This window comes from Rhodococcus sp. APC 3903 (genome assembly GCF_030407755.1).
GTDB classification, from domain to species: domain Bacteria; phylum Actinomycetota; class Actinomycetes; order Mycobacteriales; family Mycobacteriaceae; genus Rhodococcus_F; species Rhodococcus_F erythropolis.
The window spans coordinates 1-24,668 of sequence record NZ_JASDCV010000036.1; the positions used below are offsets into that span (position 1 = coordinate 1).

Below are 24,668 nucleotides of genomic sequence, written 5' to 3' on the forward strand. Positions count from 1 at the left end.
AGTTGCGGTGGCGAGTGCGCCGAAAAGCCCACGCGACGTCGAACGTCGGGACATGCATTTCTCCTCTGGGATGCAACCCGACCTGGATCAAAATAAAGGGTACCAGTCGGATTGTGGTGATGAGTGACCGTAGTCACATGCAACCCCGCCTGTACAGACAAAATTGGAAAAATCCCCCGAAAGTACTATTCAGGTGTCGGATACCGCCCTGAAGCTCCCGCCCGTCAAGCTTGACGGAAAATTTCGTCCTAGCGGCGCACCGCGCATCCCTGTCGGCACCTAGAACCACGGACCACTTGTCGCCGCTCCGCCCACCCTCTCACCAACCGATGGAACTACTGCTGGACGAAAGCGAAATAGTGCGAGCAAGCAGCAGTGGTGCCGTCAAGTAGATACCGTCAGCGCTACGAAGGCGCCTTCCCCGACCACACCACGACGGCGCTCCCCGGAGTCGGCCACTTCCTACAATCCGGCGCACCAACCGAGTGTGGCCCATGGCGATGGCCCCGCCGTTCACGTCCAGCTTTTCGACGGAGATCTTGCGGTCCCTTTGGTATTTGAGAACCACGGACGCGAACGCCTCGTTCAGTTCGAACAAGTTGATGCCGTCGACGGCGAGACCGGCTATTGCAAGCACTTTCTCCACGGCTGGGGTCGGGCCGGTCAGCATTGTCGTTGCGACGGCGGGGTACAGCACATTGGCGTCGTACAGCACAGTCAACTTCACGTCAGTACAGCCCGAGATCTTCCGGCAGAGCTGCCAACTCGTCGGCAGCATTGCGCGCACCGCCGAGCTCAGAGCGTTGATAGGCAATCAGCGACGATGCGAGGATCCGGCGATGGCGGCCCACCAACCGATACTCGATATGCCCTTCGTCGAACAGTTTGATGACATGGGGGCGAGAGACATTGAAAATCTGCGCAGCCTGCTGCGTGATCAACTCCGCATGCGCCGGGACGACCGTGACACCTTGCCCGGCAGCCATATTCGCCTACACGTCGCGGATCAACTCGAACGCAGCGCGAGGAAGATGCACTGACTCTGCAGTCCCGGCGACCTTCACGTCGAGGGTTTCCCCCACGTCGGGTTCGACACCGCGCAGCACCTGCAGTGCATGACGGGCTTGTTCCTGCTCGATGACACTGGGCTGTTCGCCAGCGGACATGACGCTACCTCCTACACGCAAGAGCCTATAAACGAAATATGCGTAATATTCGAAATAAACGCAACGTAGGAGATTTGCCGGCACCAGGCAAACGCGCAGACTTTGTCAATCCCCCCAGGGTTTCCTGTCGGCGGCCATGGCAGCAGTGCCGCAGTGGTGAGACTTTGCTGCACGAAAGAGCTCCCGAAAACACGCGTTGTTCGGGCACAACCTCAGATCCCCGGCGTGAACGATCTCATCGACTGCAAGTTCACTCGTGGAGGCGTGCGCAGTAGATTCTCCACATGAGTTCTACGAGGACACGCGAACCACAGCAGGAGCGTGGGATCGCGACCCGTCTGAAGCTGCTCGATGCCGCGATCGTCTGTCTGGCTGAGCTGGGGTGGCGCGATACGACAGTGACCGTGGTGACCCAGCGTGCCGGTGTCAGTCGCGGCGCTGTTCAGCACTATTTCAACGACCGCGACGGGCTCTTCGCTGCCGCTGTGGAGCACGTGGCCGATACCAGGCTCGCCGAACTGCGTCTACGTACCTCGGCCCTCCCGACAGGTAAGGGCAGAACTCTGGCCATCGTTGACGGCCTGGTCGACCTTCATCTGGGCGAACTGTTCGGCGCTACCTTGCAGCTGTGCGTCGCTGCCTCTGCCGACCCGGTCCTGCGCCCCAAAGTCGCTGCAATGGAAGATCAGATGGGGCGGCAACTCTTCTTCGCCGCGATGGAACTGCTCGCACTCGATCCTGATGATGCCACGGCACGCACGACAATCCAGGCCTTTCTGGATTCGGCTCGTGGGCTCGGTCTTGCGAGTTTCATCGCCGACGACTCGGTGAGGCGCAAAGGGGTAATTCGCCGTTGGGCGGAACTGATCGAGACGACATCGACAGCGGCGGGGTGAGGGGCGGGAAGACACCGACCACCACAAGCGCTGCGGTCTCGGTGTTTCCACAGAGCCCTCGAGTTCTATACGTCGAGGACAAGACGACCTCCGTGTGCGCGCGAGACGCACGGGAGGAATTGCCCCTCTGCCAACTCGTGCTCGGATAGAGCGCCGCCCCGGTGAACGGGCTGCCCGTCGAGGACGGTGAGGCGGCAACTGCCGCAGAACCCTTGTCGGCACGAATAAGTGAGATCGCGGCGGACCTCCCGCAAGGTGTCGAGGATGCTTGTATCGGCTGCAACTCCGAGAACGATTCCGTCCCTGGCCAGTTCGATCTCGAACGGCACACCGTCGATGATGGGCGGCGGCGCGAAGCGCTCGTAGTGCAACCCTATTGTTCGTCGCGTTGCCAGGGAGGCGCGAAGGGTCTCGATCATCGGGGCGGGACCGCAGCAGTACACGGTGCCGTTGTCCGGTAGATCGCCTACCAACTCGTCTGTGGTCGGAATACCGTGTTCGTCGTCGAATCGCAATTGCACCCGTCCCGCGTATTTCGCGAGGCGGTCGAGGAAAGCCAACGACTCACGCGTACGCCCCGAGTACATCAACGACCATTCGATACCAAGTCGATCGACTGCTTCGATCATCGGGAGGATCGGGGTGATGCCGATGCCGCCCGCCACGAAACGAATCGGCGGCTGTTTCGTCGATTTCTGAACAGCGAGGGGGAAAGCGTTGCGTGGTGACTGAGTTTCAATTCGGGCGCCGACGTGCAGACTCTCGTGGATCTCGCGCGATCCGCCGCCGCCAGTGGGGATGAGTCGTACCGCGATGCGGTAGTGGGAGGCATCAGAGGGCTCTCCACACAAGGAGTATTGCCGCGTACGTCCCGAGGGCAGAGTGAGGTCGATGTGCGCTCCGGGATACCACGGCGGGAGCGGGTCGGTACCATCTCGTTCGAGTCGCAGACTGACGACGTCCTCGTCCGCTGCTTCGACGGTGCGCTCGGTGACAACGACAGAAAAAGTGTGACTGTCGCGCCGGAAGACCTCGAGAGGGGTGCGCGTGTGTCGGAGCAGTCGGACGTAGAGGTCTGAGAGCCGGTGGACGGTACCGATGAGTCGATCTGTTTCCCGTCGCCCCCAGATGTCTCCGGGAAGGGACGGGTGAACCTCCCTACCGTCGGCGGCGTTCACGGCTTCGCTCCGGTTCGCGCGTCGATCTGGGCGAGGTAGTCGAGGGCTTGAGCCATCGATCCGGTGTCGTCGGGAGTGTAGGAGGGTTTGAGGTACCCAGTCATTGCTCCGAGTACTTCCCTCACTGTCGGCAGGAGGCCGAGTTTGCCGCCGCGCAGGATCTCGCGCATTGTCCGCAGCCGCGAGTGGGGGGCGTTCGGATCGGATTTGATGACGAACCACATGCAGCGGGCGGACAGGAGGACAGTGACCGGCACGGTCACGGCCATCGCCCGTAGTCGACGGCGATACGTGGGGTCGAAGTACAGTGCGACATCGTGGGCGACGTTGCGGTGCTCCATCTCTTCCGCGCCATGCCAGCGCAGCAGCTCGACGATGTCGGGATCAGCCCCGTAGTGATCCCAAGTGTTGTTGAGTGCGTAGTGGCCGAGAAAGGCAGTGAAATTTTCCAAAGCCGCTACGATCGCCAATCGTTCGATCAGGTATTGCCGTTGGGCAACCGGGTCTTTGAAGTCTCTGGGCCCCATCGACTTTCGCAGCACCCATCGTGCTTGTGCCAGCACGGGTGATGCGTCGATGCCGTGCGCGAGGAGGAAGGTCGTCACTGCCTTGTCGTGAGCGTCGGCGTGGATGGATTCCTGACCGATGAAACCGAGGATATCCTCGCGTAGACGTACGTCGTCGACCAACGGCAGTGCTTCTTCGAACGCGGTGATGAAGAATCGTTCCACCTCGGGGAAAAGCATGTGATAGGCACTCACCACGTGAGATGTCACGGGGTGGTTCGGGATCCAATGCAGTGGGCTACGTGAAAGATCGAAGCTGACATCGCGAGCACGGAGGGAAACCGGGCCCGGGTCGAGTTCTTCGGCCGCAAGTTCCCTGCTAGTTCGTGGCATGGTCTGTCCTTTGTGGATTCGGGGAGTGGTGTTTCGGTGGTTGTGGTCAAGGCTTTCCGATGAAGTCGGTGATCGCACTGCCGACCGTGGACGGGGCTTCCAGGTGCAGGAAGTGCCCGGTGCCGGGAACGATTCGGGCGAGGCTTCCCGTGGGAAGGACCGAGAGGCTGTGGGCGCCGATCTCGACGATCCCGCAGGCGTCCGCCTCCCCGTGCAGGTACAGCGTCCGTACGCGGGCGTGCGCAAATGCGTACCGCTGCAGCGGTGCGTGTGCTCGGCTGCGGTAGAACGGATTCCACAGCGCGCGGAGTACGAGAATGCGGCACGGCGGCGATTGCGGTCGGGCATCGCTGCCACAGCCGCGTCGAGATCATCACGGTAGTCGTACCCCGGGGCCCACAACCTCCACAGCAGACGGATCACTCGCTCACCGAACAGCTGTGACAGTACGGGGACTTGGACGATACCCATGTACCAACTGCGCGGTAGTTGCCGGGCGGCAACAGATACGTTGCGAAGCTTCGGCGGCCAGAAAAGCGAGAGCACCGCCGGTAACGGAGGTACCGCGAGCAGCACAACCGATGAAAAGCGTTGCGGCGTTGTGCTCGACACTCCGCTGGCGATTGCAGCGCCCCAGTCGTGCCCGATCAGAACCGCACGTTCGTCTCCTCCGACGGCGTCGTAGACATCGAGCACGTCACCTATCAGAGCGCCGAGTTGATAACTGTCATCCGCGGGCAGTTCTGAGGGGGCATAACCTCGGTTGTAGGGCGCGATTACTCGCCATCCCTGAGCTGCAAGTTCGGGGCCGAGGTGACGCCAGGTCGTCGCCGAATCGGGGAATCCGTGCAGGAGAAGCGCCAAGGGGCCGTCCGACGGCCCCCAACTCAATGCCCTCACCGTCAGGTGCGGGGTGCGGATGATAATTGTCTGATGCTCGTTCATCGCTGATGCTCGAGCGATGACGAACCCGGTGTGGGTGCAGCCATCCGAGTGGGCCGCTCTCCAGAAACGTCGAGTGCCCCAGCCTCTTCCGGATGCGGTTTCGAACTCGCCTTCGCGGCAGACGAGCCGACCGTTGATGACAGTAGCGATCGCTGCCTGGACGTTGCCGTTGACCGCGCGCTCCACGTTGCCGCATGCGGGGATCAGTGCTTCATCAAGTTCGTCCACTGCGCTGCCTGTTCCGAGTGACCCGATTACGACCAGGCCTGCACGGTCACGCGCCCATTCTCTGTGCGCCTGAACCACTTTCTCAGCTTCGCCGGGCCGTCGCGGAGACGCGGGCACCTCGACGACCATGCCGGTCACAGTCCTGTCGAAACTCATATCTCGTACTCCTCGCGCCGGACTTCCGCACCTCATAATCATTCATCAATGAATGGTTTCGAGAAGTGTACGACACTCGAAGTAACATGTACACGCGAAATGTTCGACGACCCGAGCTAAACCGCACACACCCCGCGCCCTGAACCCCTTCAGGCCCGCGCGGTGACCGCTGACATTCCCACGAACTGCGCGACGGCGACTCTCATCCGAACAGACGACACACCTCACGAATTCGAGATCGCCGTCACCGTCGTAACCGAACATGACCGACAGCTTTTGCTGCAGCGGAATCGCACCAACCGGCATCGACCCGCACCCAGACGGGCGGCGTTCGCCATGAGTGTCGACCATGACGTTGGCGCGCTCGAGATTGCCTCCAGCGCACGTGCCTCACCCACTTCCATTGAACGGCACTGTCACGTTGTTGAACGCGGACACCTGGGAGAATGAGGCGCGAGCACCGCAATGCCGTCGTACAAAGGCCATAGATACCCGGCCGAGATCGTCAACCACTGCGTGTGGCTGTACTTCCGGTTCCCGCTCAGCTTCCGCGAAGTCGAGGAACTCATGCTCAAACGCGGTGTCCTGGTCAGCTATGAGACGATCCGGCGGTGGTGCGCCAAGTTCGGGCAGGCATACGCAAACCAGCTGCGCCGACGGCGGTCCCTGCCCGGTGATAGGTGGCATCTCGACGAGGTGTTCATCCCGATCAACGGTACCCAGCATTATCTGTGGCGTGCGGTAGACCAGGACGGCAACGTGCTCGACGTGCTGGTCCAGTCCCGCCGAAACGCATTGGCAGCCAAGAAGTTCTTCCGCCGACTACTCAAAGGACTGGAGTATGTGCCGCGAGTGATCGTTACCGACAATCTGGCGAGCTGTCTCGGCATCCGGCGGGAGCGCTACCTGGTATACCTCGAACGCGGTGACGCCCAGAGCTTCGCTGACACGGCGATCGTACGGACTCGCCGCCGGATGCGGCCCCTCTCCAGCAGGAACGGTGGAGGCCTCGACCACGGTATACGACATGGCAACGACGTTAACTCATCTCCCACCAGCCGAGGCCCTCCGTGCGGCGGCCACTTCGAACTCTACGTCGCACCGATGTTCCCCACTGCCGTCGAGGAACAACTGGTATTCCAAAAACGCAGTGTCCCTGACAGTTTGAACGACGAAGACGCCGGATGCAGACAGTCCCGGACAAACAATGCCGTGTTCGACACGCGGCGACAACGCCCAACCGCAAAGACAGAACGAGTATCGAGATCACTGCACGTGAGCGGGTATCTCGCACCTGCACAACATCTCCGGACAGCATCACGCCAAGAAGGGCAACGAAAGCACATATTTCCGAAACCTGCAGATACACCAACTCGGCATACTGTCGAAGTGGAGCCCCCACCGGCTGATGCCGGGCAGGGACTCCACGAGGTGAGACGTCCCCGTGTTGAGCACACAGCACGGGGACCCACTTTCCGCGCCGGGCTCTTTGCTCAACCCCGCATCTCCACCGTAAAACAATCCATAAGGTCTGGTCTACCCGGTGACCCGAAACACTACCGACAACATCCGCCGAATCTACCGAACCGGCCAGGGTCAATGATGATGGCGCTGTGCAAGACAACGAGCCCGTGAATCTTTGAACATGTCGGCCTCGTCATTCCCCTGCGGGTGTAGATCTTTTCTGAAGTGCACGATTGAGCGGTCGGCGGATAATCTGTCAATCAACGCGCTCAGCTTGTCTGCCTAGTGGAGTTGGCCACATTTCGCACACACGTCAATGTTTCTTTGCCCAGCTCGCACACCACCGCCGCATCGATACCAACGTGCAGCGGAAGCAGGGATACCGGAGGGCTGAGACACCCCGACCCTCCCAACACGTTTCACATCGAACACCCAACAGCGGCCCTCAAATCGAACGCCGACTGGGGAGTCCATATGCCCTGGCCGTCAATGTCTCCATAACTGTGCGTGGGAGCATCCGGTGCGCCAGGAACACAACGGGTGCATTGCTCCCGACTGCGTAGACTGGGCGTGCGTGTTTGGCCTCGACGGCTTTCAGGACGGTTCTCGCCACGGTGTCTGGCGAAATGCCTTGTTCTTCTTTCGCGTCGAGCTTCGCGATCACAGTTGTGAAGTCGCGTTGATACGGAGAATGCGGTCCGCAGTACTTGGTGCGCCGTGTGGAGAGTCCGGTGTCGATCGAGCCGGGCTCGACGGTAGTGATGTCGATGCCGAATGGTTTCAGTTCGTAACGGGCGGCCGTCGAGAAGGCCTTGATTGCGGCTTTGGTTCCCGCGTATGAAGAGCGGTAGGCCAGGGGGAAGCTCGCCAGCATCGAGCCGATGTTGACGACTGTGCCGCGCCCACGAGCCCTCATGCCGGGTAGCACGCGCTGGGTCAGTTCCACCGGGCCGAATACGTTGAGCTGAAAAAGACGCCTCACGGCGTCAATGGGCAGCTCTTCGATTGGGCCGCATTGGCTTTCGCCTGCATTGTTGACCAACACGTCGATGTCGATGTGTTGAAGGCCGTTGACGAAAGCCTGTATGGATTCGGATTCGGTCAGATCCAGTTCGCGGTACTCGACGCCGGGCAGGGGGTCGGCGATCGACGAGATATTCCTACTCGTGCCGATCACATGGAATTCTCGTGTGAGTAGTGTTCGGGCGACGGCACGGCCGATGCCTGAAGATGCTCCGGTAACAACTGCAGTTTTCATGTGCACCTTTTGGTTCTGGTTGGAAGGGAATGGACAACCTGGCCGCCTCACCCTCGGGAGCGGGGATACGTAGCCTCTGCTGGTTGAGCGACGGTTTGCTGGGTGGACCGAATCCGTGGCCGTACTGCGGTCAGGAAGAACCAGTGTTGCTGAGACACAGCATGAATGCCACCGCCTAAGCCCAAGATTCCGGGACGGTCCTCCGCTGACTACTGTGGGTACTCTCCTCGTCGGACGCTGCGGGAAATGGACTCTATTTACGCTTAGTCTTTGCTTTGAAAGGACTCTCGACCCGCCCTTCTGCTCGAAGTTCGGCAGCGTCGACCGCAAGATCTGCCCGACGTTTGCGCGCCGCACTCACTACGAAAAGGTCCGATTCCGTGTAGTCGAGCTGCGCCGGCCCTTGTGCTTTCGCTGGTAGGCGCTTGACTAATTTCTGGGCTCGCCTACGGAAATCGGGTGCATCAGGTTGCTGCAACAAGAAAGCGACTGCATCGACAACTTCCCGCGAAGGGGCGCTGGCCCTATCCATTGGATTCCCTTCTCCTGCCGCCAGCGGACGACAGTAAAAAGTGAGGTGCCAATCGGCTGTTTGCGGTGCTGAATCGCCCGCCACTCGGATTTGCACGGACGAAAGGCGGTGAGCCTTCCCACAGGATGTCTGTAGGACCATCCGAACCTGGCGAAGCGCGGCGCGGTGACCACACCCGGGCAGATCTTTCTCATTTGTCGGGGAAGTTCACTCCACTTTCTGACGTAATCATCACTTATGATCAAGTCGTCAGTCAAGGGTGTATGAGAGTTTCTCGACGAGTACCGAAACTCCTTCGTCCGACATGGACCGTAGAACGCTCGCGGATATGTGCGATGTGGGGGAGTCTCCACCGCGAGGACTTGGGGATACCTGATTCACGCTCCTCCGGTCGCGCAGGCAGCCGAGATGCCGGCGCCCTGCGCAGACATCGGACTGTCGAAATGCTGCGCCTCTAGGTGCCATCCGGTAGGACTGACGCCGGGGCGATGACGGTGCGCAGCGCACCACGGTAAGACTGTGGAAGGGCCTTGCTGCACAACTCTTCCGCCTCGCATGCAGGTACACCCAGCGCCCGGAGAACTCGTATGGTCGTTCGGTCGACGGTGCTCGCCTCGTCTCGATCCGAATCTTCAAGGAGCAAACGGCCCATCGACAACAGGGTGCCCGACACAAGAGCCAAGGCAAGTTCGGAGTCCTCGACGTCGAATCGTCCCTGTTTCGTCGCCGATTCGATGTCTCGGCGCGAGCGCGGCGCCAAACCTCGCTCGGACGCAACCACCGCCGCTTCCGCGGTGAGCAGAACCCGACTCAGCTGTGGCTCCATTCGAAACAGGCGCCCGGACAGCCTGAAGGACTGCGTGAACTTCTCGACGGGATCATCCAGGCCCACCGTGAGGGTGTCGAGGTACGCGCCGACGGATTCCAGCGCCTCGTCGACGGCGGCGCTCCACAGTTCCTCTTTGCTGGCGAAATAATTGTAGAAGGATCCGTTGCCGACATCGGCAGCTTGGGTGATCTCCAGAACTGGCGCGTTGACGTTGCCACTTGCAACGAAATCCAGTGCGGCTCGGACGAGTGCCGCCCGGGTGCGAGCTTTGCGGCGTTCGACGCGGTTGTCCTCCATCACTTGATGCTTCCCTTCCTTCACGCAAGGAGCCCAGTCTAACGCCACCATAACAAAATGACGATTTCGTCAAAAAGGCTTGACGCGGCCTCCTGCAATAAGTGACGATATCGTCAACAATTTCGGAGGATTCAACATGCCGACAGACATCAACCCCCGGTCAGGCGTCGACGGCCACCAGAACATTCACGTCGACCAAGGATCATTGCCGGGTGAACATCCCGGGCGCGCCAGGAATCCGGTCATCAAGGTCCACGACATCGCATGGCTCGAGTTCCGGAAGCCGGATCTGGTCAAAGCACAAGCCTTTGCCGAGGCTTTCGGATTTTCGGTCACGCTACGTACGCCGGATGAACTGCATTTGCGAGGTACCGATGTCGGTTCCCCGTGTGTGATCATCCGCAAGGGGGACCGCTCGAGCTACGTCGGCGCGGCCTTCCTGGCCGCCGACGTCGCCGACGTGGTGAAACTGGCCGAGGCGGCCGACCGCCGCATCGATCGACTTCCCGACGCCATCGGCGGGGTCGCGGTGAGCTTGACCGATCCGAGCGGTCAGGCAGTGCGGGTGGTCGCCGAAATCGACGGCGGGGCGCAACTGCCGCGACAACAGGTACACGCCCTCAACTTCGGTGTCTCGCACACCGCACCCCAGATCGCTCCCCGACTGAACACCACCCAGCGAACTCCGCGTGAACCTGCGCGAGTCGAACGACTGGGACACGTCGTTCTCCAGCGCACCCGCTACCTCGAGAATCTCGACTGGTACCTCGAACACCTCGGGCTGATCGTGAGCGACTTCCTCTTCTACGACGGCCAACGCGAACGCGGTCCAGTGATGAGCTTCATTCGCTGCGATCGCGGCGAAACCCCCACCGACCATCACACGCTCGCCATGACGCTGGGCCCCTCGGACCGCTACGTGCACTCGGCATACCAGGTGTGCGACCTCGACGCCATCGGGGCCGGTCACCGGTACCTCACCGAACGCGGATACAAGCACTCGTGGGGCATCGGCCGCCACATCCAAGGCAGCCAGATATTCGACTACTGGCGGGACCCGGACGGTTTCCTCGTCGAACACTTCAGTGACGGCGACCTCTTCGACTCCTCCCTCGAACCTGGGTGGGCACCGATGACCGCAACAGGATTGGCCCAATGGGGACCACCTGTGAGCAAGGACTTCCTCGGCCTCGCTCCCGGCAAAGACGCTCTCCACGAACTCCGATCGATCATCTCGGCCCTACGCCGCGACAACGAATTCGACCCCGAACGCCTCCGCGGCCTGTTGAAAGTAGCCTCTTCATGAGCATCCCGGTCCTTCGCACCCCCGACGCCTGGTGGGTACAGCTACCCGCCGGGGCAGCACGCATCGACACCTCGGCAACGACCACGGCCGAACTGCTCAGCGATCGCACAGCAGTCGATGCCGCATCCAACAGCACAGACACCGTACCGGTCGACACACTTGACCTGATTTCACCAGTCACCGCCCCGTGCCGGGTCGTCGCACAGATGACCAATTACGTTTCACACGTCAAGGATTCGGGCATGAACCCCGACACGGTCCCGCTAACCTTCTTCCGGAAATCGTCCGGCTCGATCAGTGGACCCACGGACGCCATCGTCAAACCCGCACACGTGAATCTACTCGACTACGAGGCGGAGATCGGACTCGTCATCGGAAAGCCGTTCCCTGTCGGCACTCCGGTGGACAACTCCACCGCCGCCGGCCATATCGCAGCACTGGTGATCACCAATGATGTGTCCGCCCGCGATGTTCAGTTGCCGAAAACACAGTTCTACGAGGCGAAGTCGTACCCGACCTTCACTCCCGTCGGTCCGGTGCTGCTCATTCTCGAGGAAGGCGACTTCGCCCGTTTCGACAAGCTCCGGCTGATGCTTCGCGTCAATGGTGAACTGCGACAGAACAGTACGGTCCGAGACATGATCTATCCGCCGTCAAAGGCGTTGGAGACCCTGAGCAAATTTCAACGCCTCGATGTCGGGGACTTGATTCTCACCGGCACACCCGGCGGAACGGCCCTCAAGGCGCCCGCCAAATTAATCGAGATCATCGGCGGTTTCTTACCGCCCGCGCTCAAATGGAAGCTGTTCTTCAACAAGCAGTCGGCCAATCCCCGCTACTTGAAGGACGGGGATGTGGTCGAAGTGAGCATCGCAACGGATGACTTCATGCTCGACCTCGGAATCCAGCGCACGAAGGTGAAGTACGCGCGATGAATCTCGGGACAGGCGAAACTTTGCCTCGGCTCGGTACTTCCACTACGTGCCGAACCGCAGTGGCGTCATGACCGGAAAGCACTACCCCGTGGTAATCGTCGGGGCCGGTCCATCCGGAACGACGGCCGCGTCACTTCTGGGCCGATACTCCACGAACTGTCTTGTGCTCGACAGGTGGACAAGCGTTTTCGCGCAACCGCGAGCCGTTCACCTCGATGACGAGATCTATCGCATCCTCGGCGACCTCGGCATCGCCGACGAGTTCGGCTCGATCTCACGAGCCGGGCAGGGTCTGCGATTGATCGACTCGAAAATGAGCACGATCGCAGAATTCACCCGCAACCCGACGGAACAACCACACGGATTCCCCGCGGCCAACATGTTCGACCAGCCCGCACTCGAAGCGGTGCTGCGAGCAAGAATGGACCAAGGCGGCAATGTGACATTTCGTGGCCATTGCGAAGTCTCCGACGTCATCAACGAACGCGATACGGTGCGCGTGATATATACCGAAAGAGTCACCGGGCGAGTACATTCGGTCACGGCGGACTACGTGCTGGGCTGCGATGGAGCCAACAGCGTCGTGCGCTCCGCGATCGGATCACAGATGACGGACTTGGGATTCGAGCAACGGTGGCTGGTCGTCGACATCGCCACCACCGCCGACTTGCAGCTATGGGATGGCGTCCACCAACTGTGCGACCCACACCGCGCGGGAACTTACATGCGGATCGGTGACACGCGATATCGGTGGGAATTCCGATTGCAGGATCACGAAACCGTGGACGATTATCGTGACCTCGATACCCTGCGCCCGCTGCTCGACCCGTGGCTCGGAGCTGTCGTCAACTCGGATATGGACCTGATCAGGGTCGCTGAATACACCTTTCACGCGCAGGTCGCCGACCGGTGGCGCGATCGCCGAGTATTTCTGCTCGGCGACGCAGCCCACCTCACGCCTCCGTTCATCGGACAAGGCATGGGCGCCGGCCTGCGTGATGCAAAAAACCTGATGTGGAAACTGGTCGCGGTCCGGCAAGGTCTGCTCCCCGAATCCGCACTCGACAGTTACCAGATCGAACGCGGCCCGCACGCTACCGCGATGATCAAACTGGCCGTGATGGTCGGCTGGGCGATGACCGGGGGCGGCCATCGAACTGCCGCAGTGAGGAAACGTGTCCTCCCGCCGCTGACCAAGCTTCCCGGCATCACAGTCAAAGTCACCGACAGCGCAACCCCCAGCCTGCGTACATCGCAGTTCGTTCGCCGCGGCGTTCCGACGATTCACGGACTCGCAGGAACACTCTGCCCAAATACGCTGGTGGACACATCGACCCGGTTCGACGAGGTCGCTCCGGACCAGACGGTCGTCGTGACAATGACACGCCCGAGTGACGGGCAGCGGCGAGAGATGACCCGCCGGGGTGCGCACGTATTGGTAGTCGAAGAATCTTCGCCTCTGGGAACATGGCTCCGGCGCGGCCGGTCCTGCGCGGCGATCGTACGGCCGGACCGAACAGTGATGGCGTCCTCCCGGTCGCTGTCTTCACTGCACACCCGAGTACCTGTGCTGCCGGTCCCCGTCGGCGCGGCCAGGCCGGCTTGACCGTCGGGCTGGCCCAGTTCTCGAGCCCTCGGCACTGTGTCCTCACCCCTCATTTAGGAACCTCATGACTACAGACATCTCCATTCCGCAATACCGTGCGAACATCTACTCGACAGAGGCCATTCTCGATCCGTATCCGCACTACGCCGAGCTACGCGCGTTGGGCCCGGTGGTGTGGCTTGCACGCCATCGCGTTTTTGCCGTTGCCCGGTACGCCGAATGCAAATCCGTGCTGCTCGACGACGAGACATTCATTTCCGGCGACGGCGTAGGGCTCAACCCGGTCGCCAACAAGTTGGGTCAGGGTACGACCCTCAACAGCGATGGAGACGAGCACGCTCTGAAGCGATCCGTCCTGGCGCATCGGTTAACTCCCAAGGCTGTTCGGAAGATGACGTCTGCGATCGAAGAAAAAGCCGAAAGCATCGTCGAGAATGCCCTCCGCAAGCAGTGGGTGGACGGAGTCGACGACCTCGCGACAGCCTTGCCCATGTCGATCGTGCCTGATCTCGTCGGGTGGCCTGAAGACGGTCGCTACGACTTGCTGCGTTGGGCCGGGGCCACATTCGATGCCCTCGGCCCGATCAACCGACATGCTGTCGGAGCAACGAAAGCCGCGGCCGAGATGCTGGCCTTCTCCAAAAGGGTTGTCCGAGAGCGATCCGTACTTCCCGGTAGCATGGGCGAAGACGTTCTCATCGCCGCCGACGAAAACAAGATCGACAAGTCACAGTGCCCTGCCTTGATGATCGATTACCTCGCCCCCTCTCTGGACACCACGATCGGTGCAATATCGGGCGCGCTGAATCTGTTCGCGCAACACCCCGACCAATGGCGGGCCGTTCGCGAGGACCCCGATCTGATCCCGAACGCGGTCAACGAAGTCGTCCGCTTCGAGTCGCCGGTCCGCGCGTTCTCCCGCCGAGCGACACGGGACACCGACGTGGGAGGCTCGATGATCCCCGCAGGCGGTCGGGTGTTGGTGGTGTATGCCTCCGCCAACCGAGACCCGCGCGAGTGGCATGATCCGGATTCGTTCGACATCACACGCGACGCTGCACGTCAGCTCGGATTCGGCTCCGGAACACACGGCTGCGCCGGCCAAGGCTTGGCCCGGCTCGAAACACAGACCATCTTGCGCATCCTCGCCCGGCGCGTCGCCCGCATCGAACCTGCAGGCAGCGCGGAACGTGCAATCAACAACGTCATTCACCGATACGAGCGGCTTCCCTTGAAGCTGGTCGCAGCAGGAAAGGCACTCCCATGAAGATCAGCGTCGACTGGAACCGCTGCGAAGGCCACGGTATCTGCACCGAACAGGCGCCGAAGGTGTTCAGCCTCGACGACGAAGGCGAACTCTCCTATCCGTACGAAAATACAGACATTCCGGACGAGCTCGCTCCCGGCGCCCGCTCGGCGATCGGCGCCTGCCCCGTTGCCGCGCTGAAAGAGCAACAGTGAGTACCTCCGATCGCCACATCGTCATCGTCGGCGATTCCATTGCAGGATGCACAGCTGCACGCGAACTCCGTGCGCGCGGCCACCTCGGACCCATCGCGATGATCGGGGCAGACAGCGACGGCTCCTACGCCCGGCCACCGTTGTCCAAGCACATCCTCAAAGAGGGGGCGAAGGAAGCCGAGGTGTGGGATCTATCGGACCTCGACATCACTGCCATCCGCGGCACCGCGACCGGCCTCGACACCGACCTACAAGCAGTTCTACTCGCCGATGGACGCCAAGTTCGCTTCGATACCCTCATCGTCGCAACGGGAGCTCGAGCCCGCCGTATCGGTGCACCCACCCAACACGGCGAGCTGGTGTTGCGAACGTTCGCCGACGCACGGGAGCTGGGCACTCGGCTCGACGAGGCCGATTCGGCGATCGTCGTCGGCGCCGGCTTTCTGGGAATGGAAGTCGCCAGCGTATGTGCAGCGCGCGGCATCGCAGTCACCGTCGTGGACGTCGATGCACCGCTCCAACGTATCCTCGGGTCGTTTCTGTCCGAAGCAATCACCGCCCGTGCGCGATCCTCACCGGTGCAGATAGTGCGCACCGATCGGCCCGTCGAACTGATCGGAGATCCCGTCACCGGAATAGCCCACTCGGGTCGAGAACTGCATGCGGATCTCGTCGTGACCTGCGCCGGGGAAATTCCCGACTCGCACTGGCTCGAAAGTTCCGGTGCCGCCGACAAACAGGGCGTCGGTATCGACGCCCGGTGCGCGACCGCAATACCGAACGTCTTCGCTGCCGGAGACGTCACCTATTTTCGTAGCTCGGCGCGGCAACACAGACAACCGTTCTGGTCGAACGCAGTCGCCCAGGGGAAAGTCGCAGCCGCTTCGGCACTGGGTCTCGAACCCACATGCCCTCCGACCGACGACTACTTCTGGACCGAAATCCTGGGACTGTCGATCAAAGTGGTCGGCCCACTCCCCCTCCTGGGTGAGCCGACCGTTCTCGACGGCTCCGTGAACGAAGGATCAGCTTTGCTCCAATGGACGCATCCCAACGGCCGAAAAACGTTGGTGGCATACGGGATCAAAAAATCGGTGGGACTTCTTCGGCGTATCGCACGCGAACAGACAACTCTCACGAGGTAAGGAACACACAGATGGCTTTCGGTTCGACATCGTCCGCCCGCCGCTCAACTCTCGTCCGCCGCCTTCCCGAAATTGTGGGCCTGGCTCGTACGGCGATCGGCGTGGCACATATGATCGCGCCCACCCGCGCCAACGACCTCATCGCCGGACCTGATGCGGCACGTGCAACCGCCCGTGCAACGGCTCGGACCTTCGGAATCCGTGAAATCTACATCGGTGGCGGCCTTTTCGCCGCGACTCTGTGCGCCCCGACGTCAGTTCGAACGCTGCTGCGAGCCGGCGTCGCGGTCGATGTCTGCGATACCGGGCCTTCGCCATGACAGCCAATCCGCCGCGGCGCACTCGAATTGCGGGGTGCGCGATCGCTGGAGGATTCGCGATCGCCGGTACGCTTGCGGAGATTCAGCTCCAGCGTTCCTGAACGAGTGGGATTGACGGGTGCCGAATTGAAAAATGTCGTGCGCGTGCCATTGCCGAAGGATTGGATCACCCCAGACGGAAGTGCGCCTCAAATATGTTGCAGCGCAGCCTGTTTAAAAATAATCAGCCATCTCCGAATCGCAGGGCGGGGTGGCAATCCTGACCCACAGAGACAGACGTCTGCACCATTTGCGCAATACGTCGAAATAATCAGTTGCATAAGAACTTTGGGAAACGTCGGTAACGCAACGGCCAGGGAGAAGCGCCGCCCCTAGGCCGCGGCGTTGTGCGCACTGCGATCAGGCTCACTACGAAAACGCGATGCGCGGCCGTCCATCTTGCACGCCTTCCACACCACACGCGACCCGCGGTTCGGTGTCGGTAGCAAGCGTGCGGACGTCACCGAAGTAGTTACGCAGAGTCTGACGCGACTCGGGCAGATCCCAGAACAGGTCCTTCTTCACGGACTTCGGGATGTCGAATTGCTTCCAGAAGGCACTGTCACGTTAGTCGAAAGGTATAGCGGTGCAGCTAATTTAGGACACGATGCTACGGGGAACGGCTGAGACGTTGATTCTCAGGCGGCGGCGGTAGTCGCGGTGACTTCCTGCCAGACCGCGAATCGGTCGGCCATCTCGGTACGCCACTCGGGCGCGGTCAGTCGATGTCGGCGGGGTCGGAAGTGCGGTGAGATGCCAGAGAAAGCCGAGAGGAAGCGTTGTGCGGGCACTGTCACGTTAATCGAAACGTCTAGCGGCGCAGCTAGTTTAGGGCATTCGGCTACGGGACACCGCCGGACAGTTCACTTTCAGGCAGCGGGGTCGGTCGTGGTGACTTCTTGCCAGACCGCGAAGCGGTCGGCCATCTCGGTCCGCCATTCGGGCGCCGAGAGTCTGTGCCGGTTGGGTCGGAAATGCGGTGAGATGCCGCCGAAGGCGGACAGAAATCGTTGCGCGTGCCCGGGCGATGTGAAACGTTTCATCGCCCGCTCCCGCTGTCTGGTGGGTTGATGGGAATTCTCTGCCCGGTTGTTGAGATACTTCGACTGCCGATGCTTCACCGATGACAACATCTCTCGATGGGCCACCTCGTAGCTGCGGAGCTTGTCGGTCACGATCACCCGCGGCACATACTCCAGCTTTTTGAGTAGCTTGCGGAAGAACCGTTTGGCCGCCAAAGCATTTCGGCGGGACTGGACCAGCACGTCGAGCACGTTGCCGTGCTGGTCGACCGCCCGCCATAAGTAATGCAGTGTGCCGTTGATTTTAATGAAGACCTCGTCGAGGTACCACTTGTCACCGGGCCGGGCACGCCGTCGGCGCAGCTGGTTTGCGTATGCCTGCCCGAACTTGGCGCACCACCTCCGGATCGTCTCATAGCTGACCAGGACACCGCGTTCGAGCATGAGTTCCTCGACTTCGCGGAAGCTGAGCGGGAACCGGAAGTACAACCACACGCAGTGATTGATGATCTCGACCGGGTAGCGGTGGCCTTTGTAGGACAGCGTTGGGGTGGGCACGCCACATTCTCCCAGCTTGCCGCGTTCAACAACGTGACAGCGCCCTCTGAACTCCGGCGGACATTTGCTCGCCTTCTCCGTTTGTATGAAAACCGACCGACTTCAATGAGCGAATCGCGCGACCACCTACGACTGAGGCGGACCCTTCGGCCCCCACCGCCACGAGCCGGCGCGAATAACCGAGCCCCAAGGACACCACAGCACGTAACATTTTGCACAACAATCGAATTCGGAAGACCGCGCCATCGTGACCGCACGGCATGATCGCCTCTCCAGGTTCGAGAGCTCGGCGTCACTCCACTGCACATCAAACCTGAGGGCCCCACCATCGTGCCAGCGCCCTTCTCGCATCATCCTCACTCCGGCCACTATCCGCGGGCATGTCTCTCCAGTTCGGTTTTTCACCCCGACACGCTGAGCGAAACCACGCCCGCAGGCAAACCTCTAAGCGTTTACAGACAGAACCTTCCGACGGCCACGGCCGGGAAATGGTCAGTCTCTGCGCTTGAGCCCACCACCGCCGCCTTGTTTGCCGCATACCTGTAGGGGGTAATCGGATTTCTATCGAGCGCTTCCCCTAGTCGCCGCATGGAAGGGCCTTCCACGCCTTCCTCATCGATGATCGCCAACGCCGCCGACGGGACCGTGGCGCGATTGATCGGTGTTTCACGACCCGCAACTGGCAACCGTTCCACTCTGAGGTGCGTCGAAGGGTTTCGATCAACCCTGGAAAATGCACCGGATGCCTACTGATTGACAGAACGGGGCAATTGGTTTATCTTTCAAATACATCTCACGTGTGCAATGTCACACATCGAAGTCGACGCACCAAGGAAGAGGTCGGCGCATCGCCGCGGGTCCTCTCGACGTCGATAATCGGAGACATCGGCGGCCCGCTCCGAGCTGGATCGATCTTCCAATACGCCACCGAACACCAAATGGAAAATAATTGCTAATAGTGCTGCGCGGCGAGACGGCATGCTGCTTCTCCCTCACTGAGAACGACGCAGGATCCGATGTTCGCGGCATGCTCACCACCCCAACCCCGGACGGCGCCGGACGGCGCCTGAACGTCCACAAGATGTTCTCCTCCGCCGGCCCGTTCGCCGATTTCTCGGTCCTAATCGCCAAGATGGCATCCAGCAGCGACGGCGACAGTCCGGATTCGTACTCAGCCTTCCTGGTCGACCTGGACTCCCCTGGCTGCGTGGCCGGGAGTGATGTCCCCGTGTCCGGCCAGCACATCGAAGCGGACATCATCCTCGACGACTGCTACGTAGGTCCGGAACAGCTCCTCGGAAATGTCGGCGAGGGCTTGCGGATCGGTCTCGGCCGAGTGGCGGTCAACTGGCTCCCGCACTGCCCCACCGCTCTCGGCGGAGCGCGCCGAGCACTGGAATTATCGATGGAGTGCAGCAAGGCGCACCACTGATGATGTTGCAGTCCATCCAGCATAAACTCGCCGACATGGCGACCGACTACTGCGCCGCGCGCTCAATGACTACGCAGTTCAAATCCACGACAAGTCCGGCGTCGTCCGCGGTTCGGAGATCGAATCGCTGTTCCAACGACTGCGGATGTTCCGAATCCTCACCGGATCATCCGAGATCCAGAAGAACGGCATCGCCCGTCAATCACCTACCACCTCCCGCTTTCGGCGGAAGGCTCAGGTGGAGACCCGCTCGTAACTCAGAGGGTGTCGGTTGACACCTGCGACCTCACACCTGACTACCGTCGGCGACCCTCGGGCCGCGGTTCTGACCACAGAGACGACGGGGGTCGGTTCGGGGTGCGGTGTCAGTCGTCGTTGCATCGGAATTAACAGTGGGAGGTAGCTGATGGACCGACGAGCACTCCCTACGGAGGCCGTAAGTGAGATTCTCAGGAAATTCCTCTTTGACCCAGATAAGCTCGCGTCAATATTTCATGCGAAACTTATGGAAGAATTTCCTGATTCTTACGAAGTTTCTCCCGAGATCTGGATGCCTGTTTTGGCGGATGCAATAATTCGGATCAACTCGGTTGTTTCGACTGGGAGGGAATTCAACGAGTCAGATTACAGTTCCTTTGAATCTTACGGTGCTGCGCGAGCCCAGCTCGGAATACCTCTGGATGTAATGTTGCGCGGGTGGCAGATTGGAGTAGGGAAGACAGTTGACGGTATCGTAGAATTTGGTCGCACCAAAATGGTAGATGGAAATATTCTCGTCGATATTACTCGATTTATTTTAGGAGCCACAGAAGTGGCGATTAGGTATTTCGTTATAGGATACAAAGCGTCCCGACTCATAGCGAACGGCGGCATGAAGAGCACCCTCTCCACGTTCCTCAAGAATGCGTTGATTAATTCTCCCGACTCGGACGAAATTAAGCTGGAAGCGATTGAATACGGTTTCAGATTAGATCGGGAGTATCACACATTTTCGGTGACAACTTTCACTGAAATGAGTTTGCGGGAGATTGAACGAAGCCTTATGGATCTTCCAGGATTTACAGCCCCCGACGGCGCTGTCGCGCTGATAGAGGGAAGCATTGCCGGATTTTGCACAACCGACGTGATCGAGTACCCCGGAGTGACTATCGGTATCGGCCCGCTCGCATCCATCGGGGCGCTGGGGAATTCCATGCGCAGCGCAAGCCGAGCCGCCACGACGGCACGCATGTTCAAAATGACAGGATGTTATTCATTACTCGACCTCGGGCTATTGCCCGCCGTATCCACTGACCTACAGGTTGGCGATCTACTGTACGAGAGGTTCGTACTCCCCCTTGGTCGCGGCGAAGTCGCGCGGGCGATACTCAAGACGGTCGACGAATACCTTGAGACGGGCCAGAACGTCGAAGCGACGGCCACCAAACTTCACGTCCATCAAAATACCGTTCGATATCGAATTGCACGTTACGAAAAAATAATCGGAGGCTCGTTAAAAAATTCAAATTTATCACGTAACATTTGGTGGGCACTGCGACGTCTCGAACTAGTTGAAGATTCAAGATCAGACGAATGAAACATCGAGCCTCCGCTGCGACTCATAACACTCGATAGACGAAATATTTTCGGGAAGCTCGTCGCTCACACAGCGCAGGAAAATATTATTCGAGTCTGGATTTCGACACAGACTCTGCCGCTATCAAAATTGCCGAATTTCTGTATCGAGCGCCTACGCCACTGCGCGGATAGCTCTACTATTGAGCGGCGCGCATTCTGGATTCAGCGGGGAAACCGACCGTACTGCACCCTTTGTCGACTCTTCAACTTTGTCCGGGCAAACCGGGTTCAGGCGCGGTCGAACCTGTCGCGTGCGTCGCTGATCTCGTCCATGTGCTCGTACGCCCATCCGCGGATGGCGGCGAGGGTGTCTGAGAGGCTCGCACCGAGTGGGGTGAGCGAGTATTCGACCTTGGGTGGGACGGACGCGTAGATCTGACGTGAGACCAGACCGTCGCGTTCGAGCGTGCGCAGTGTCTGGGTCAGCATCTTCTGGCTGACACCTTCGATGCGGGTGCGGAGCTGCGAAAATCGCAGAGTGCCGGGGCTGAGCGCGTACAGAACCAGCAAGCTCCATTTGTCGCCGATCCTGCCCACTACCTGTCGGGTCGGGCAGGCCGCAGCCATCACATCGAACCGGCCGTCGTCCGAAATGGTTGAGAAGACGGCGTCTACCTGTGTGGTCACCATGAGATACCTATACCACTATTTGCTGCCTACTTCCCAGAAGCGACCGAACCGATGATCCTGGTAGTCGTCGCCGAACGAGCGGGGACGAGAGGACAGGGGAAGCGATGCGTGCACTGGTACCCTCCAGGGACGAGAGAGTAACGGTGGCCGAGGCGGAGGTGTCGACCGTCAGTCCGGTGGCAGCTGAGCTGGTGATCAAGGTCGAAGCCTTCTCGGTCAACCGGGGTGAAACCTTCCTACTCGAAAATCCGATGCAGGGGTGGCGGCCAGGAAAAGACGTGGCCGGCACCGTCATCAGAGCCGCAAGCGATGGAAGCGGCCCCAGCGTAGGGACTCGGGTAGTGGCCCATCCGCCGGCCGCCGGATGGGCGCAGGAAGTCGCGGTCCACACCTCGAATGTTGCGGTGCTGCCGGACAGCATCTCGGAGCAGACCGCAGCAGCGCTCCCGTTGGCCGGGCTCACCGCGCTTCGGCTGCTCCGGACGGTCGGGCCGCTGATCGGGCGCAGGATCCTGATCACCGGAGCCAGCGGCGGAGTGGGGCACTACGTCGTAGAGTTGGCCGCCGCTGCGGGAGCGAACATCACCGCAGTCAGTGCTTCGCCTTCGCGCGGTGCGCGGCTACTCGAACTCGGCGCGGTCAAGGTGGTCCAGGAGGTGACAGACACGGCTGGACCGTTCGATGTGGTGCTCGAATCTGTCGGCGGCGACTCGTTTCCCCAGGCAATCGAGCGACTGGCTCCAGACGGGTTACTGGTGTGGTTCGGGCAGGCCAGCCGAACCTCGGTGACCGTGAGCTTTTTTGATCTGCTGGCGCGTTCGCCCGGCGCGAGAATCCAACACTTCTCCTACACGCGTGGCGAACTCGACCACGCGCGCGACCTCGCCACGCTCGTCGATCTGGTCGCGGGTGGGCGGCTACACCCGGAGATCAGTAGCATCCGCCCCTGGGCCGAGACCGCTGCGGTGATCGAAGAGCTGCGCGGCAGACGAATCCAGGGCAACGCAGTGCTGACCGTTGGCTGAGCCAATTTTTTTCCAGACGCGAAACATCAACCAAGGAGTACGCACAATGACTAAGTTCTTCGACTTGCCGGGAATCCTCGAAGCAACGATCGGAGGGACCCGTTCGCGTGCAGTCTCGGCCGGGGTCGATCCGAACGAATACGAAGCCGTGACCTCACGTCTGCAGAGCATCGATGACTGGCAACCGCACTTTCGTGCGGCCGGCCGCACCCACCGTGCCCTGGCCGAGGACGCATCGACCGCCGGCCGCACTGCCTCCGCTGCGGAGGCCTACCTGGCCGCGTCCTTGTGGTTTCACTTCTCGACCACACTTCCCGGACCCGATCGCCTCGGACATGCAGAATCTGCAGATAGCTACCGGAAAGCGTTGCAGCACAGCCACTCCGACGCCGAATGGATCCAAGGCGCCGACTTCGTCGGTGTGCTTCGCCGCCCCGCCGCCGCTAAGGATGCGCCCGTCGTTCTGGTGGTCCCGGGGTTGGACTCGAGTATCGCCGAATTCCACACCGTTGCGGAGGCACTACTTCGCCGCGGCATAGCCACGCTGTCCATTGACGGCCCCGGCCAAGGCGAACTCGCACCGAATACGGCGCCCACCGCGGACTATCAGCTGGTGGTCGGGCAGGCGATCGATGTTCTCGAGCAGCGACGCGACGTGGACACCGACCGGATCGGGCTCATTGCCCTCAGCCTCGGCGGGTACTACGGAGCCGTGGCACTGGCGCACGAACCGAGACTGCATGCCGGGGTCCTGGTCAGCGGACTCGACCGGATGAGCTGGCCGGAGTTGCCACCGTTTGTCACGCACACGCTGGTGCTGCGGACCGGAACCGAGCAAGCCGCAAAGGACTTCGCGGACCGCGTCGATCTATCCGAGGTAGCGCCGTCGATCACGCAGCCATTGTTGGTAGTCGATGGCGGGCAGGACGTGATCCCCGGCGTCGTCAACGGCGAACCACTGGCGCGGAACGCCCAGCGCGGCGAGTATCTGTCGATACCCGAAGGGGACCATCTGGTCGCCAACGCACGCTGGAAATGGCTGCCGCATGCCGCCGACCGGTTGGCGCACTGGTTGGCGTAGCTCACGTTTCAACCGATGGGGCGACAAGCACTTCTCAATGGTCGCCGCACATCGTCGCGGGGACCTGCTGTCATACAGGATCCGAGCGGTGATGAGGGCAAGTCAAGGCGACAACTTCACGACCTACCACGATCAGCGCCGCGTTCGCGTGAACCGATGAGCCCATCGCCGCGTAAATCACTCGGCAATACACGATCTATTCTCAGACAACAGAATTGGAAACTCATGTCGATAATCCCCGACACACACGCAGATCTTTTATCCAGACCTTTGTTCGCGCACCTTGCAACGATCCGACCCGATGGAACACCGCAGGCAAACCCGATGTGGTTCAACTGGGACGGCACATACATTCGCTTCACCAACACAACCACACGCCGCAAATCACGAAATGTGGCACTTGAGCACCGCGTAGCGCTATCGATCAACGATCCAGACCAGCCATACCGATACCTAGAAGTGCGAGGTCGAGTCGTAGCAATCGACCCCGATCCAGATGCTGAACTGTTCATAGCTCTAGCCGAACGCTACCAACTAGCTATGTCAGGTCCCCCCGGCGATGCTCCCGACCGCGTCATCTTCGTCGTCAAACCCACAGCGGTGAGCTACCAGTAGTCAGATGCCAGCTACAACACGGTTGGTT

Annotated in this window: 23 protein-coding genes and 5 pseudogenes; 15 read left to right on the forward strand and 13 right to left on the reverse strand. The window is 60.7% G+C overall.

Going from position 1 to position 24,668, the window contains the following annotated elements:
- Window positions 1–487 precede the first annotated feature (487 nt).
- The 3 genes and pseudogenes from QMA15_RS29930 to QMA15_RS29940 all read right to left on the reverse strand — a co-directional run.
- Window positions 488–670: pseudogene (locus QMA15_RS29930) on the reverse strand (acetyl-CoA C-acyltransferase); the annotation flags it as partial.
- A 58-nt stretch (window positions 671–728) separates the two neighbouring features.
- A complete protein-coding gene (locus tag QMA15_RS29935; protein ID WP_290288132.1) occupies window positions 729–986 on the reverse strand; it encodes a helix-turn-helix domain-containing protein in 258 nt (85 codons plus the stop codon).
- 6 nt (window positions 987–992) lie between these two features.
- Window positions 993–1,166, reverse strand: coding sequence for a hypothetical protein (locus QMA15_RS29940; RefSeq protein WP_290288135.1), 174 nt, complete (start codon window positions 1,164–1,166; stop codon window positions 993–995).
- Window positions 1,167–1,450: 284 nt separating this feature from the next.
- On the opposite strand from QMA15_RS29940, the gene QMA15_RS29945 reads away from it, so the two are divergent.
- Window positions 1,451–2,062 carry a TetR/AcrR family transcriptional regulator gene (locus QMA15_RS29945; RefSeq protein WP_290288138.1) on the forward strand — a complete coding sequence of 204 codons (612 nt, stop codon included), beginning with the start codon at window positions 1,451–1,453 and terminating at the stop codon, window positions 2,060–2,062.
- Between the two features lie 65 nt (window positions 2,063–2,127).
- Here the strand turns inward: QMA15_RS29945 and QMA15_RS29950 are convergent, their stop codons facing one another.
- On the reverse strand, window positions 2,128–3,240 hold the full coding sequence (locus QMA15_RS29950) for a PDR/VanB family oxidoreductase (protein ID WP_290288140.1): 1,113 nt from the start codon (window positions 3,238–3,240) through the stop codon (window positions 2,128–2,130).
- Window positions 3,237–5,468, reverse strand: coding sequence for an alpha/beta fold hydrolase (locus QMA15_RS29955; protein ID WP_290288145.1), 2,232 nt, complete (start codon window positions 5,466–5,468; stop codon window positions 3,237–3,239). Before QMA15_RS29955 ends, QMA15_RS29950 begins: the two co-directional genes overlap by 4 nt.
- 465 nt (window positions 5,469–5,933) lie before the next feature.
- On the opposite strand from QMA15_RS29955, the pseudogene QMA15_RS29960 reads away from it, so the two are divergent.
- A pseudogene (locus QMA15_RS29960) lies at window positions 5,934–6,347 on the forward strand (IS6 family transposase); the annotation flags it as partial.
- Here QMA15_RS29960 and QMA15_RS29965 read toward each other — a convergent pair.
- From QMA15_RS29965 to QMA15_RS29975, 3 genes are all read right to left on the reverse strand, one after another.
- Window positions 6,291–6,497 (reverse strand): hypothetical protein, encoded by a 207-nt coding sequence (locus QMA15_RS29965; protein WP_290288214.1) that lies wholly within the window; start codon window positions 6,495–6,497, stop codon window positions 6,291–6,293. The pseudogene QMA15_RS29960 and the gene QMA15_RS29965 overlap by 57 nt on opposite strands.
- Before the next feature lie 880 nt (window positions 6,498–7,377).
- Window positions 7,378–8,190, reverse strand: a complete 813-nt coding sequence (locus QMA15_RS29970) for an SDR family oxidoreductase (protein WP_290288148.1) — start codon at window positions 8,188–8,190, stop codon at window positions 7,378–7,380.
- Window positions 8,191–9,176: 986 nt separating this feature from the next.
- A complete protein-coding gene (locus tag QMA15_RS29975) occupies window positions 9,177–9,848 on the reverse strand; it encodes a TetR/AcrR family transcriptional regulator (protein WP_290288206.1) in 672 nt (223 codons plus the stop codon).
- A 136-nt stretch (window positions 9,849–9,984) separates the two neighbouring features.
- Here QMA15_RS29975 and QMA15_RS29980 point away from each other — a divergent pair, with 136 nt between their 5' ends.
- From QMA15_RS29980 to QMA15_RS30010, 7 genes are all read left to right on the forward strand, one after another.
- Window positions 9,985–11,154 (forward strand): VOC family protein, encoded by a 1,170-nt coding sequence (locus QMA15_RS29980; RefSeq protein ID WP_290288152.1) that lies wholly within the window; start codon window positions 9,985–9,987, stop codon window positions 11,152–11,154.
- A complete protein-coding gene (locus tag QMA15_RS29985; protein ID WP_290288154.1) occupies window positions 11,151–12,089 on the forward strand; it encodes a fumarylacetoacetate hydrolase family protein in 939 nt (312 codons plus the stop codon). Before QMA15_RS29980 ends, QMA15_RS29985 begins: the two co-directional genes overlap by 4 nt.
- Before the next feature lie 67 nt (window positions 12,090–12,156).
- Window positions 12,157–13,695: a bifunctional 3-(3-hydroxy-phenyl)propionate/3-hydroxycinnamic acid hydroxylase gene (locus QMA15_RS29990; RefSeq protein WP_290288157.1), complete on the forward strand. Its 1,539-nt coding sequence runs from the start codon at window positions 12,157–12,159 to the stop codon at window positions 13,693–13,695.
- A gap of 64 nt (window positions 13,696–13,759) precedes the next feature.
- Entirely contained in the window at window positions 13,760–14,962 is a 1,203-nt protein-coding gene (locus QMA15_RS29995) for a cytochrome P450 (RefSeq protein ID WP_290288159.1), read from the forward strand.
- On the forward strand, window positions 14,959–15,156 hold the full coding sequence (locus QMA15_RS30000; protein ID WP_290288161.1) for a ferredoxin: 198 nt from the start codon (window positions 14,959–14,961) through the stop codon (window positions 15,154–15,156). Before QMA15_RS29995 ends, QMA15_RS30000 begins: the two co-directional genes overlap by 4 nt.
- The gene (locus tag QMA15_RS30005; protein ID WP_290288164.1) at window positions 15,153–16,301 is read left to right on the forward strand and encodes an FAD-dependent oxidoreductase; all 1,149 of its coding nucleotides are present in this window, start codon (window positions 15,153–15,155) and stop codon (window positions 16,299–16,301) included. Before QMA15_RS30000 ends, QMA15_RS30005 begins: the two co-directional genes overlap by 4 nt.
- A gap of 11 nt (window positions 16,302–16,312) precedes the next feature.
- A complete protein-coding gene (locus QMA15_RS30010; protein WP_290288168.1) occupies window positions 16,313–16,621 on the forward strand; it encodes a hypothetical protein in 309 nt (102 codons plus the stop codon).
- Window positions 16,622–17,029: 408 nt separating this feature from the next.
- Here QMA15_RS30010 and QMA15_RS30015 read toward each other — a convergent pair whose 3' ends face one another.
- From QMA15_RS30015 to QMA15_RS30030, 4 genes and pseudogenes are all read right to left on the reverse strand, one after another.
- Window positions 17,030–17,185: a hypothetical protein gene (locus QMA15_RS30015; protein ID WP_290288171.1), complete on the reverse strand. Its 156-nt coding sequence runs from the start codon at window positions 17,183–17,185 to the stop codon at window positions 17,030–17,032.
- Window positions 17,186–17,298: 113 nt separating this feature from the next.
- Window positions 17,299–17,445, reverse strand: a pseudogene (locus QMA15_RS30020) (IS6 family transposase); the annotation flags it as partial.
- Between the two features lie 84 nt (window positions 17,446–17,529).
- Complete coding sequence (locus QMA15_RS30025) at window positions 17,530–18,240, reverse strand: IS6 family transposase (RefSeq protein ID WP_290288173.1); 711 nt, start codon at window positions 18,238–18,240, stop codon at window positions 17,530–17,532.
- A gap of 512 nt (window positions 18,241–18,752) precedes the next feature.
- Window positions 18,753–18,926 (reverse strand): annotated as a pseudogene (locus QMA15_RS30030) (TetR/AcrR family transcriptional regulator); the annotation flags it as partial.
- Between the two features lie 341 nt (window positions 18,927–19,267).
- On the opposite strand from QMA15_RS30030, the gene QMA15_RS30035 reads away from it, so the two are divergent.
- From QMA15_RS30035 to QMA15_RS30045, 3 genes and pseudogenes are all read left to right on the forward strand, one after another.
- Complete coding sequence (locus tag QMA15_RS30035) at window positions 19,268–19,672, forward strand: hypothetical protein (RefSeq protein ID WP_290288177.1); 405 nt, start codon at window positions 19,268–19,270, stop codon at window positions 19,670–19,672.
- A 35-nt stretch (window positions 19,673–19,707) separates the two neighbouring features.
- Window positions 19,708–19,928 (forward strand): annotated as a pseudogene (locus QMA15_RS30040) (acyl-CoA dehydrogenase family protein).
- A gap of 150 nt (window positions 19,929–20,078) precedes the next feature.
- Entirely contained in the window at window positions 20,079–21,248 is a 1,170-nt protein-coding gene (locus tag QMA15_RS30045) for a helix-turn-helix domain-containing protein (protein ID WP_290288180.1), read from the forward strand.
- 269 nt (window positions 21,249–21,517) lie between these two features.
- Here the strand turns inward: QMA15_RS30045 and QMA15_RS30050 are convergent, their stop codons facing one another.
- A complete protein-coding gene (locus tag QMA15_RS30050) occupies window positions 21,518–21,919 on the reverse strand; it encodes a helix-turn-helix domain-containing protein (RefSeq protein WP_290288182.1) in 402 nt (133 codons plus the stop codon).
- A 104-nt stretch (window positions 21,920–22,023) separates the two neighbouring features.
- Between QMA15_RS30050 and QMA15_RS30055 the strand changes: the two genes are divergently transcribed.
- From QMA15_RS30055 to QMA15_RS30065, 3 genes are all read left to right on the forward strand, one after another.
- Complete coding sequence (locus QMA15_RS30055) at window positions 22,024–22,944, forward strand: zinc-binding dehydrogenase (RefSeq protein ID WP_290288184.1); 921 nt, start codon at window positions 22,024–22,026, stop codon at window positions 22,942–22,944.
- 46 nt (window positions 22,945–22,990) lie between these two features.
- The gene (locus QMA15_RS30060; RefSeq protein ID WP_290288186.1) at window positions 22,991–24,025 is read left to right on the forward strand and encodes an alpha/beta fold hydrolase; all 1,035 of its coding nucleotides are present in this window, start codon (window positions 22,991–22,993) and stop codon (window positions 24,023–24,025) included.
- 225 nt (window positions 24,026–24,250) lie between these two features.
- Entirely contained in the window at window positions 24,251–24,640 is a 390-nt protein-coding gene (locus QMA15_RS30065) for a PPOX class F420-dependent oxidoreductase (RefSeq protein WP_290288212.1), read from the forward strand.
- Window positions 24,641–24,668: the final 28 nt, after the last annotated feature.